Below are 10,909 nucleotides of genomic sequence, written 5' to 3'. Positions count from 1 at the left end.
TCAATCCGCGACGAGGCCCTCGACGAGTTCATGCGTGAGCTCGTCGAGGGTCTCGAGCTTTGTGGTCCTCGCCAGGAGTTCGGCGGCCGGCGGGTGGAAGTGGGGCGGCACGGCGACCACGGCCATCCCGGCCGCCAGTGCCGACTTGATGCCGTTGGTCGCATCCTCGACCGCTACGGACCGCGTGGGGTCAACGCCGAGCAGTTCACAGGCCCTGAGGTAGCCGTCGGGGGCCGGCTTGCCGCGCTCGACCTCTTCCGTGGAGACACTCACCCGGACGACATCGGCCAGACCCATCACCTCGACCCCGGTGTCGATCAGCAGCCGGGGCGACGAGCTGGCGATGGCGACCGGGTAGCGCTCAGCCATCCGTCGGACCGCTTCAACTGCTCCGGTGAGCACCGTGATGCCCCTGCGATAAGCGGCCGCCATGCCCTCGATGGTGCGCTGGGCCGCCTCCTCCGGTGCGTACGGCAGCCCCACGACATCGACCAGGTGCCTGGCCCACTCCTGCGTCGACATGCCCATCATCGCCTGGGTCGAGCCGTCCGGCCAGGTCAGCCCGGCGTCGGCGGCGAGCCCGCGACGCACCTGGTCCCAGATCTCCTCGGTGTCCGTGAGCGTGCCGTCCATGTCGAACACGATGGCCTGAGGGCCCATGGGTGTCTCCTAACTCGATGCGGTTCCGCGCCAGCCTAGTTCTTTCGCTAGCATGGACTCTTGTCGGACGGCTGAATTCGGTGAGATCCCGGAACTGTCGCGCAACCGTGATCCCGCTGCTGCGGGGAGTCGGACCTCCGCCCGGCATCACGGTTACCTCCGTCGCGACCAGCGGAACCGCCTCTCGGGCGACGGACCTACACAGAAGAGGTCCAGCAGATGCTCCGACGCACCGCCCTCACCCGCCTTGCCGTTCCCACCGCCGCCGTCCTGACCATCGGTCTCGCTATCCCCGCACTGCACGCCGCGGCCGCCCCCAGCGAGGCCGAGGAATGCGTCCAGGCGGGCAACGTCTGGGTCCACATCGAATACGACGAGACCGTGACCGGTGCCTGCGCCACCGAGTTCGCCAGCGCGCAGGAGGCGCTCCTGAGCACCGGCGTGACCGAGGATGTCAGCTGGATCCAGACCGTGGACGGCCGCCTCTCCGAGGGCACCGAGTGGTGGTCCGTCTACTTCATGTCACCCAACGACGACGGCACGTACCCGGGCGAGTGGGAATTCGCGGAGGTCGGCGTCGCCGAACTGGAGATGTATCCCTCGGAGGTGCTGGCACTGAAGCTCCAGGACGACTACAACTTCATGGACCAGACGCTCACACCGGCCGTGAACCCGGTCGACGGCGTGGTGCTGACCGATGAGGAGCCCGCCCCCAGCCCGTCGCCCAGCCCCTCGGTGAGCCAGTCCCCCGCCCCGTCCGCCTCGCCGACGGTTTCCGCATCGCCGGTTGCTTCGCCCTCCGTCTCGGTGGAGGTCACCGCCACCGCCGTTCCGAGCCGCCCGGGTCTGCCCAAGACCGGTAACTGATGAACGTGCGTCCTGCCGCCCTGCTCGCCTCCCTGTTCCTGGCCGTCGCCGGTAGCTGGGTGGCATCACCGTCCGCCTCGGCGGCCGTCACAGACGGTCATTGCACGACGGATACGGGGGTCACCCTCGTGGTGGACCACCAGGAGCTGGGCGGCGGACGCATCATCAAATGCGTCGAGGACGTGCCCGACGGCACCAGTGGCCTCCGGCTCCTCAAGCTGGCCGGCCTGGCCTCGGAGGGGACCATCCACGACGGGCCCGGCTTCGTGTGCCGGATCGGCGGGCGGCCCTCGGTCGACGAGAGCATCCCTGTGGACGGCAGCCCCGACTACCGGGAACGCTGCGTCGACACCCCGCCCAAGACGGCGTTCTGGAGCTACTGGCACGCCCCCAACAACGGCTCCTGGACCTTCTCGCAGTTGGGCGGAGGCAACCGTGAGGTGATCCCCGGCGGCTACGAGGGCTGGTCCTTCTCCCTCAACAACACCGAGAACAGCAACCCGCCGCCCGGCGTCACGCCGTCGCACCCGGTGGTGAAGCCGCAGCCCGCCCCCACCACGAAGGCGCCGGCACCCACCACCCAGGCACCGGCGGCCACCACGACGGCCCCTGCCGCGACGACGGCCGCTTCCACCACGCAGGCTCCCGCGGCCACGCAGGCCCCCGCGGCCACGCAGGCTCCCGCGACGACGCCGGCGGCACCCACCACTGCGGCCCCGGCCAGAACGACCACAAAGCCCCGAACGAGCACCAAACCCCGCGTCGTCAGCACGCCGACGGAGCCGAGCCGGAGCGCGAGCCCCGAGGCCCCGGCCATCACGCCGTCGTCCGCGGAGCCCGAAAGCGCCGAGGCCACGCCGTCCGCGTCGGCCAGCCGCACCGTCGAATCCGTCATGACGGAAACCGCTGCGGCGGGCTCGAGCCCCACCGACGAGCAGATGGCAGCACCGGAAGGTGCCCCGCCGGTGGCCGCCACTGTCGCCGATGACGGCGGTGTGCCGACGGGCACCCTCGTAGGAGCAGGGGCTGTCGCCGCCATCGGGCTGGGTGGTGGCGTCATGTGGTGGCGACGCCGCGGCCTGTGATCAAACGCTACTTCCTTCCCCGACAACTGCACCCGTTCGCCTGGTGGGGGTGGGCGCTCGCGCTCGCCGTGGCCGCGTCGTCGACCTCCAACCCGCTGTTGCTGGCGGGTTTCATGGCAGTGGCCTCCCTGGTGGTCATCGCACGACGCGCGGACTCGCCCTGGGGAAGGGCCTTCAAGCTGTACCTCTACCTGGGCCTGTTCATCGTGGTGCTCCGTGTGGCGTTCCGGATCGTCTTCGGAGGCGGTGACGGCCCCACCGTCCTCTTCACGCTGCCCGAGGTCCCGCTGCCCGTCTGGGTGCGAGGCATCCGCCTGCTCGGGCCGGTCTCCCTGGAAGCGGTGGTGACCGGCTTCTACGACGGAATGCGCCTGGCCACGATCATCGTGTGCGTGGGCGCGGCCAACGCCCTGGCCAACCCGAAGAAGCTCCTCGCCAGCCTGCCCGGCGCCCTGTATGAACTGGGCACCGTCATGGTGGTGGCCGTGTCCGCGCTCCCCCAGCTGGGAGACTCGCTGCAACGCGTGGCTCGCGCCCGAAAACTGCGCCGCGCCCCGGCCGCACGGGGTCGCAGGCAGCGGCTGAAGGTGGTGGAGACCATCATCGTGCCCGTCCTCTCGGACGCCCTTGAGCGCTCCCTGGCGCTGGCCGCTTCCATGGACGTGCGCGGCTACGGGCGCGCCGGCAGCGCCTCCGCCCGGGACAGGGTCGTCTCCTTGGCGCTGGGGCTGGCCGCCATGTCGCTGTTGGCGGTGTGGGCCTACCGCTTCCTCGCCGCCGCCCCGGACCAGTTCGTCTTCCGGGTGCCGGTGATCTCCACGCTGCTCCTCCTCGCCGGCGTCGCCGCCGCGGTGGGCGCCTTGCGGGTCTCAGGCAGAACGGTGAAGCGAAGCCAGTACCGGCCCATCCGATGGGCGCTGGCGGAGACCGTCGCGGTGGCCGCGGGGGTGGGCGCCGCAGCCGTGGTCCACCTCATCGCCGACTCCGACGACGCGGGGGCGCTCTTCCCCAGCATCTATCCCTTCGTCTGGCCGGAACTGACCCTCCCGCTGCTGTTGGCGCTGGTCCTCGCCGCGCTGCCGGCATTCGTCACCCCGCCGCCCACCGCGGCCCAGAGGAGGACCAGGGCATGATCCGTTTCGAGAACATCTCCTTCCACTACGCGAGCAGTGAGACGCTGCGCCTCGCCGCGGTGGACTTCCGGATCGACGAGGGCGAACTCTGCCTCGTGGTGGGGCCCACCGGTAGCGGCAAGTCCACGCTGCTGGGCTGCATCAACAACCTGGTCCCGCGCTTCACCGGCGGCATCCGCACCGGCCGCGTCTTCATCGACGGCGTGGACACCACGCTCCTGCAGCCCCGCGAGCTCGCCACCACCGTCGGCTACGTCGGCCAGGACCCGTTGGCGGGCTTCGTCACGGACACCGTGGAGGAAGAGCTGGCCTATTCGATGGAGCAACTCGGGTTCGCGCCTCCCGAGATGCGACGGCGGGTGGAGGAGACGCTGGACCTGTTGGGCATCGCGGAACTCCGCGACCGGAACCTACGCACGTTGTCGGGCGGCCAACAGCAGCGGGTGGCCATCGGCAGCGTGCTGGCGAGCTCCCCCAAGGTGCTCGTCCTGGATGAGCCGACCTCGGCGCTCGACCCCATCGCGGCTGAGGAGGTGCTGGCGATCATCAGCCGGCTGGTGCGCGACCTCGGCACGACCGTCGTCATCGCCGAACACCGGATGGAGCGCGTCATCGAGTTCGCTGATTCAGTGCTGCTGGTGGGCGATGAGGTGCGCCACGGCGACACCCGCGACATCCTGGCGAAGGCCAGCATCAAGCCGCCGCTCGTCGAGTTGGGCGCCCGCATGAACTGGTCGCCGCTGCCCCTCACCATCCGCGAGGGACGACGGCTTGCCAGCGAGCATCGTCGCGTCTGGGCCGAGGTACCGCCCGTCCTCCCCCTGCCGGCCCCCCGGACGGAGGCGGAACTCACCGCCCGCGACATCATCGTGCGCTATGGCTCGAAGGTGGCGGTGGCCGGCGTCGACCTCACGTTGCACGCGGGCGAGGTCACCGCGCTGATGGGCCGCAACGGGTGCGGCAAGTCCAGCCTCCTGTGGGCCCTGCACGGCGCGGGCCGGCGCGACGGCGGCTCCGTCACCATGGCCGCCCTTGGCCAGGTCTCCGAGGTGCCAGGCATAGCGCTGGTGCCCCAGACCCCGTCGGACCTGCTCTACCTCACGTCGGTGGCCGCCGAATGTGAGCAGAGCGACCGCAACGCCGGCCTGCCCTCGGGCAGCACCCTGGCGCTGCTGCGCAGGCTGGTGCCGGACATCGAGCCCGACGCGCACCCGCGCGACCTGTCCGAGGGCCAGAAGCTCGCCGTCGTCCTCGCTGTGGAACTGGCAGGCAACCCCCGGGTGGTGCTGCTCGATGAACCCACGCGCGGGCTGGACTACGCAGCCAAGCAGGCGCTCACGGAGATCGTGGCCGGGATGGCCGCCGACGGCCGCGCGGTGCTGATCGCCACCCACGACGTGGAGATGGTGGCCCAGACCTGCGAGCGGGTGGTGGTCATGGCCGAGGGCGAGGTCGTCTCCGACGGCCCAACGCGCGATGTCCTCGCGGGGTCCGCGCTGTTGGCCACCCAGGTGGCGAAGGTGGTCAACCCCGTTCCGCTGCTCACGGTGGAGGAGTTCGTCGATGCGGCCCGCTGACCCCACGTTGGAGATCCCGGCGCCTGTGGTGGGCGTCGCCATCGGCTGGCGCAGTTGGCTGGTCATGTCACTGTCCACCGTGCTGGGCCTGTTCGCCATCGGCTGGCCGCTCCTCATCCCGGCCGTCGGGGTCGCCCCCGAGCATGCCGACGACGCGCCCTTCGTCTTCGCGGCGCTCCTGCCGGTGATCCTGCTGCTCGTGATCGCCCAGGTCACCGAAGGCGGGCTCGACGCCCGCTCCCTGGCGGTGCTCGGAGTGCTCTCGGCCATCAACGCGGCCATCCGCCCTGCCCTGGGCGCGGGTACGGCCGGCATCGAATCGGTCTTCTTCCTGTTGATCCTCGCCGGCAGGGCCTTCGGCCCCGGCTTCGGCTACCTGTTGGGGTTCACATCGCTCTTCGCGTCCGCGCTGCTGACGGCAGGCGTGGGTCCGTGGCTGCCCTTCCAGATGCTGTGTGCGGGCTGGGTGGGTCTGACGGCCGGCCTGCTGCCCAAGCGCGTCAAGGGTGGCTGGGAGATCGCGATGTTGATCGCTCTGGGCATCCTGTCGGCCTACCTCTACGGGGCGCTGATGAACATGTGGTTCTGGCCGTTCATCACGGGTATCAATCTCGACGGCACCGGTGGGAGCCTCGACTACGTGCCAGGCGCTCCCATCCTCGAGAACCTGACCCGCTTCGGCTGGTTCACCCTCCTCACCTCGACGGCGGGCTGGGACACCGGCCGGGCGATCACCACCACTGTTGCCCTGCTGATCGTGGGCCGCCCCGTGCTCACGGTGCTGCGCCGGGCCTCGGGAATGGCCAGGGTCCACACCGGTTGATAGGGTCAGGGCCGTCGAGCGGAGAACGCCGGTGTGAATCCGGGACTGACGCGCAACCGTAACTCCAGTGGAGAAGTCGGACCGAAGCTCGTGCATGGATCACCCGCACACCGTGTGCGGGTCTTACGCGAAAGGATCCTCAGTGCGTATGCGCACCCGCCTGATGGCGCTCCCCCTGATTGCCGGCCTCACCTTAGGCCTCGGCTCCCTTGCCTCCGCAGACACCACCAGCGACGCCCTCGCGGCCATGACATGGGTGTCCGCCCAGAACAATCCCGACGGCAGCCTGTCCTCCTACGAGGACTTCCCGGATCCCGGTCTCATGCTCGACGCGACGCTGGGCGGCGTGGCGGCCGGGCTCCCTGACACCACCATCGACGGCTGGCTGTCCGCCATCGAACAGCTCTCCGGCCCGAGCTTCGCGGAGCGTGTCCTCGACGACGCCGAGTTGGGCACCAGCCGGGACCACGGCATGATCGGCAAGGCCCTGGTCGCCACGGCCGCCGCCGGCCACTCCACGTCCAGCTTCGCCGGCATCAACCCGCAGAAGCTGGCCGCGGAGTCGTTCACCGACACGACGATGCCCGGCCACGCGGCAGGCACCAACGCGTTCGGTCAGGCCTACATCATGATCGGCCTGGCCCGCACCGGCACGCTGCCCGCCAACACCGTCACCTTCCTCGCCGGCCAGCAGTGCGCCAGCGGCGCCTGGCCCATGTACTTCGACGCCGACCCCGCGAAGCACTGCGACGTCGCGAAGAAGTCGGCGGACCCGGACGGCACGGCGATGATCGTCATGGCTCTGCGGGCTGCACAGGCCAAGGGCATCACGGCGGCCAAGGCTCCGCTCGACAAGGGCGTGTCCTGGCTGAAGTCCCAGCAACTGAAGGATGGCTCGTACACTGGCGCCCTTCCCTTCACGCCCTCGCCGAACACGAACTCCACCGGCCTCGTGGCCGCTGCCCTCGCAGACCTGGAGCCCACAGTGGTGAGCCACATCGGTAACTGGGTGAAGACCCTGCAGCTGACCGGCGCGAACAACACCGGAGCGGTGGCCTACGACAAGCAGGCCTTCGACCTGGCAGTGGACGGAAACATCTCGGCCGTGGGACGCGGCCAGTGGCTTCGTGCCACCACCCAGGCCTCCTTCGCGCTGGCGCCCGTGGACTTCTATCGGCTCGGCGCCGCTGAGACCCCCACGCCCAGCCCGAAGCCGACGGTGACCACACCCACCCCTGTCGCGAAGTTCGTGCGCACCGCCCCCTACACCCTGGCCGGTGAACACACCGTCAACGGCCGGCTGTGGAAGACGCAGTGCGAGCCGTATTCGCGCACGGACCGCTGCCGCACGGACATCTGGGCGACCATCGTGGTCATCGAGGACGGCCAGTTCGTGCGGAAGTCCGGGTGGGCGTTCAACAACCTCACCTACCTCCCGTACATGACGCGCGAGTCTTGGCGGGGCAACCCGCTCGGTGATGTTGCCGCCACCGCGGACGGGGCGTTCTCGTCAGCCGGACGGCAGTGGCGCACCGAATGCGACACCCCCGCAACCGGCCGTGGCGCGTGCCGTAGCTACACCATGACGACGGTGTATGCGGCCACTTCGAAGGCCGGCGGTGGCTATACCTTCAGCCAGAGCAACAGGTGGGTGTTCAACAACATCGTGATGTTCGGCGGCCCCGAGAAGCGCTGACGCGATCAACCGAACGGGGCCCCGGGCCTGCGGCTCTGCCGCGGCCCCAGGGCCTCGTCCGTTCAGCGCCTGGTGGGCAGGGAGAAGAGCCCGCCCTGCTCGTCGAGCCAGCCGGATTCCACGAGTTCTGCAGCGTTGGCCAACGTCTCCATCATCGCCTGGCCGGTACGGGCGGACAGTTGCGCAGCGCTCACGCGCTCCTTCGAGCCAATCGCCTCCCGGATCTCCATGAGCGGGAGCGGCAACTGGTCGATGGGCCGGCTTTTTCCACGACCGGTGGGCTCGGCCACTGCGCCCAACGGGGACAGCACCGCTTGGACGTCCTCAGCACCCGTGACGAGGATGGCCTCGCCGTCGCGGATGAGCTTGTGCGGCGTGGACGACAACGACGACGTGATGGGGCCTGGCACCGCGAGCACCGGGCGGCCCAGCGAGTTGCCCCACGAGGCAGTGTTCTTGGCGCCGGACCGCGCGGCAGCCTCCACCACGATCACCGCGTCCGCCAGCGCCGCAATGATCCGGTTGCGTGCCAGGAAGGCATAGCGGGTGGGGCGGTAACCCGGAGGCAACTCCGACACGAGCGCGCCCGACCCGATGATCCGATCGGCCAGGCGGCTGTTGGCCGCCGGGTAGGGCTCGTCGACCCCGCTGGCCAGCACCGCCACCGTGGTGCCACGGACCCCGAGCGCACCCCTGTGGGCGGCAGCGTCCACCCCGTACGCAAGCCCGCTGATGACGGGACGATCCTCCATCGCCAGGTCTGCCGCCAGCGTCACGGCTGCGTGTTCGCCGTAGGTGGTGCAGGCCCGGGAACCGACGATGGCCACTCCACCGCCCAGCCCGGTCAGCGGCCGCCCCCTGATCCACAGCCCGATGGGCTCGCCGGTCTGCTTGGCGACCTCCGCCGTTGCCAGGCCGGCCAGGGCGGACGGCCATTCGACATCTCCCGGGATGATGAACCTGGACCCGCAGCGCTCTGTGCTCCGCTGCAGCCCAGCCAGATCGATCACCTCCGCCCGCCTCCCCCACGACGTGTCCGGTTGCGAGAGGAATCCCCGCCAGAGTTCCTCGGCACCGAAGCGCGCCAGCGCCTGCACCACATTGGGCTGCCCCAGCGGCGTGAGGGCGCACAGCGCCATCCGGGCCGCTCTCTCCGTGACCATCACGCCGCCCTCTCCTGGTCACCCTGGCGAAGGTGCAGCGCAACGCGCAGTTCCCTGTCCGAGATCCCGCTTCCACCGGCCAGGTCCGCCAGGGTCCAGGCCAGCTTCAGCACCTTGTCCACGCCGCGCGCGCTGATGGTGCCGCGCTGCAGCGCGCTGTTGAGCAACCCCAGATCCAGCGGCAGCGGCAGCTTCTTGCGGAGATAGGGCCCCGCCACCTCGCCGTTGGTGGTCCAGGGAGTACGGCGCAGCCTGTGCCGCTGGCGCTCCCGGGCCTCAAGCACGCGCTGCAACACCACGGCGCTGGGCTCCGGGGCCGCGACATCCGAATCCAGCAGCACCCGGTTGATGCCTGCCATCTGGTGCTTGATGTCGATGCGGTCGAGGATGGGCCCGCTGAGCCGCTCCTGATATCTGCGCACCTTGACGGGCTCGCAGGTGCAGTCCATCCCGGCCACCCCGAAACGTCCACAGGGGCACGGGTTGGCGGCCAGTACCAACTGGAAACGGGCAGGGAAGCGGGTGGACATGCGGGCCCGGCTCACGTTGATCCACCCGTTCTCCAACGGGGTGCGCAGCGCATCCAACTTGCCGCCGAAATCCGGGCACTCGTCCAGGAAGAGCACGCCCCTGTGGGCCAGCGAGATGGCGCCCGGCTTCAACTCGCCGGAGCCGCCCCCCACGAGCGCCACCTGCGTGGTCGAGTGGTGCGGGTCCGCGAAGGGAGGGCGGGTGATCAACCCCGAGAGCTCGTGCCCCGCCAGCGAATGGAGCGCAGACACCTCCACCGACTCGTCGGGGTCCAGTTCCGGCAGGATCGAGGGCAGCCGCGACGCCAACATGGTCTTGCCGACGCCCGGTGCGCCCGTGAGGAACAGGTGGTGCCGGCCTGCAGCCGCAACCTCGAGGGCGAACTTGCCGTCCTCGTGCCCCACGACATCCGCGAGATCAGGGACGAAGACGGAGCCGGGCCCGGCCATGGGCTCGGACGGCGGGGCGGCCTCAGTAGGGTTGTCGACCGTCAGCCCGTTGACCAGCCTGACCACCTCGTCGAGGCGACCCGCTCCATCCACCGCGATGCCCGGCACCAGGGCAGCCTCCTCCTGCTGGCCGTACGGGACGATGGCACGCTCGAAGCCGGCTTTCACTGCGGCCAACATGGCGGGTAGGATTCCGCGCACCCTCCGCACCCGCCCGTCGAGCGCCAACTCGCCGATCAGCACCGTACGCGCGGCCCTGCCGGGGCTGATGTAGCCCTGAGTGGCGAGCGCCGCCACGGCGATGGCCAGGTCGTAGTGGGTACCCGCCTTGGGCAGGCCCGCCGGGGACAGGTTGATGGTGACCAGTTGTTCCGGCCACTTGAATTCGCACGCCCGCACGGCCGCCTTGACCCGCTCCTTGGCCTCGTTGAGCGCCTTGTCCGCCAGCCCCACGATCTGGGTGCGGGGCAGGCCGCCGCCCTCCGCGGCCTCCACCTCCACCGGATGCCCGTCGATGCCCTGCAGTGCCACTGACCACGACGACAGGCTCACCGCTCCTCGATCCCACGGGCGTGCACCAGTTCAGAGCCGCCGTTCCGGGGCCAGAGGATGCCGATGGCGTCCACCCTCAGCCGGGGCAGCCCCAACTGGGACTGCCGGGCGTAGATGCCGGCCAGTTGCCGGAGCCGGCGAGCCTTGGCGTACGTGATCGTCTCCAGCGGCGAGCCGAACCCCAGGCCTGCGCGCGTCTTCACTTCGACGACCACCAGGGCCTCCGCATCGGGGTCTATCGCAATGATGTCGGCCTCGCCCTCCTTGCAGCGCCAGTTGCGCTCAAGGATCTGCCAGCCGCATTCCAGCAGGTAGTCCGTCGCTCGTTGTTCTCCCAGACGCCCGAATGTCTGTTTGTGGTTCATGGGTCATC

The 10,909-nt window shown here is 69.9% G+C and carries 10 protein-coding genes; 6 read left to right on the top strand and 4 right to left on the bottom strand.

From position 1 onward, the window contains the following. On the bottom strand, window positions 1–660 hold the full coding sequence (locus ACX1DX_RS01555) for an HAD family hydrolase (protein ID WP_076062304.1): 660 nt from the start codon (window positions 658–660) through the stop codon (window positions 1–3). A gap of 219 nt (window positions 661–879) precedes the next feature. Here ACX1DX_RS01555 and ACX1DX_RS01550 point away from each other — a divergent pair, with 219 nt between their 5' ends. From ACX1DX_RS01550 to ACX1DX_RS01525, 6 genes are all read left to right on the top strand, one after another. Then, window positions 880–1,527, top strand: coding sequence for a hypothetical protein (locus tag ACX1DX_RS01550; RefSeq protein ID WP_459397433.1), 648 nt, complete (start codon window positions 880–882; stop codon window positions 1,525–1,527). Further along, on the top strand, window positions 1,527–2,612 hold the full coding sequence (locus ACX1DX_RS01545; RefSeq protein ID WP_459397432.1) for a hypothetical protein: 1,086 nt from the start codon (window positions 1,527–1,529) through the stop codon (window positions 2,610–2,612). Before ACX1DX_RS01550 ends, ACX1DX_RS01545 begins: the two co-directional genes overlap by 1 nt. Beyond that, window positions 2,609–3,745 (top strand): energy-coupling factor transporter transmembrane component T, encoded by a 1,137-nt coding sequence (locus ACX1DX_RS01540; protein WP_459397431.1) that lies wholly within the window; start codon window positions 2,609–2,611, stop codon window positions 3,743–3,745. The genes ACX1DX_RS01545 and ACX1DX_RS01540 overlap by 4 nt, the downstream gene beginning before the upstream one ends. Continuing rightward, entirely contained in the window at window positions 3,742–5,322 is a 1,581-nt protein-coding gene (locus ACX1DX_RS01535; protein WP_459397430.1) for an ABC transporter ATP-binding protein, read from the top strand. Before ACX1DX_RS01540 ends, ACX1DX_RS01535 begins: the two co-directional genes overlap by 4 nt. Next, window positions 5,309–6,145, top strand: a complete 837-nt coding sequence (locus ACX1DX_RS01530; RefSeq protein ID WP_459397429.1) for an ECF transporter S component — start codon at window positions 5,309–5,311, stop codon at window positions 6,143–6,145. Before ACX1DX_RS01535 ends, ACX1DX_RS01530 begins: the two co-directional genes overlap by 14 nt. A gap of 142 nt (window positions 6,146–6,287) precedes the next feature. After that, window positions 6,288–7,841: a prenyltransferase/squalene oxidase repeat-containing protein gene (locus ACX1DX_RS01525; protein ID WP_459397428.1), complete on the top strand. Its 1,554-nt coding sequence runs from the start codon at window positions 6,288–6,290 to the stop codon at window positions 7,839–7,841. A gap of 62 nt (window positions 7,842–7,903) precedes the next feature. Here the strand turns inward: ACX1DX_RS01525 and dprA are convergent, their stop codons facing one another. The 3 genes from dprA to ACX1DX_RS01510 are packed head-to-tail and all read right to left on the bottom strand — an operon-like array spanning window position 7,904 to window position 10,901. Next, window positions 7,904–9,004, bottom strand: a complete 1,101-nt coding sequence (gene dprA / locus ACX1DX_RS01520; protein WP_459398160.1) for a DNA-processing protein DprA — start codon at window positions 9,002–9,004, stop codon at window positions 7,904–7,906. Beyond that, window positions 9,004–10,536, bottom strand: coding sequence for a YifB family Mg chelatase-like AAA ATPase (locus ACX1DX_RS01515; RefSeq protein ID WP_182764329.1), 1,533 nt, complete (start codon window positions 10,534–10,536; stop codon window positions 9,004–9,006). The genes dprA and ACX1DX_RS01515 overlap by 1 nt, the downstream gene beginning before the upstream one ends. Then, window positions 10,533–10,901, bottom strand: coding sequence for a YraN family protein (locus tag ACX1DX_RS01510; RefSeq protein WP_459397427.1), 369 nt, complete (start codon window positions 10,899–10,901; stop codon window positions 10,533–10,535). The genes ACX1DX_RS01515 and ACX1DX_RS01510 overlap by 4 nt, the downstream gene beginning before the upstream one ends. Window positions 10,902–10,909: the final 8 nt, after the last annotated feature.

It is taken from the genome of Tessaracoccus zhenghani (genome assembly GCF_054552775.1).
This window is presented reverse-complemented; position numbering and strand designations above follow the sequence as displayed.

Bases quoted from the DNA above. Each gene is read 5' to 3' on its own strand.
- ACX1DX_RS01530 (WP_459397429.1), top strand. From the start codon at position 5,309: ATGCGGCCCGCTGACCCCACGTTGGAGATCCCGGCGCCTGTGGTGGGC.
- ACX1DX_RS01545 (WP_459397432.1), top strand. From the start codon at position 1,527: ATGAACGTGCGTCCTGCCGCCCTGCTCGCCTCCCTGTTCCTGGCCGTC.
- ACX1DX_RS01510 (WP_459397427.1), bottom strand. From the start codon at position 10,901: ATGAACCACAAACAGACATTCGGGCGTCTGGGAGAACAACGAGCGACG.
- ACX1DX_RS01555 (WP_076062304.1), bottom strand. From the start codon at position 660: ATGGGCCCTCAGGCCATCGTGTTCGACATGGACGGCACGCTCACGGAC.
- ACX1DX_RS01535 (WP_459397430.1), top strand. From the start codon at position 3,742: ATGATCCGTTTCGAGAACATCTCCTTCCACTACGCGAGCAGTGAGACG.
- dprA (WP_459398160.1), bottom strand. From the start codon at position 9,004: ATGGTCACGGAGAGAGCGGCCCGGATGGCGCTGTGCGCCCTCACGCCG.
- ACX1DX_RS01550 (WP_459397433.1), top strand. From the start codon at position 880: ATGCTCCGACGCACCGCCCTCACCCGCCTTGCCGTTCCCACCGCCGCC.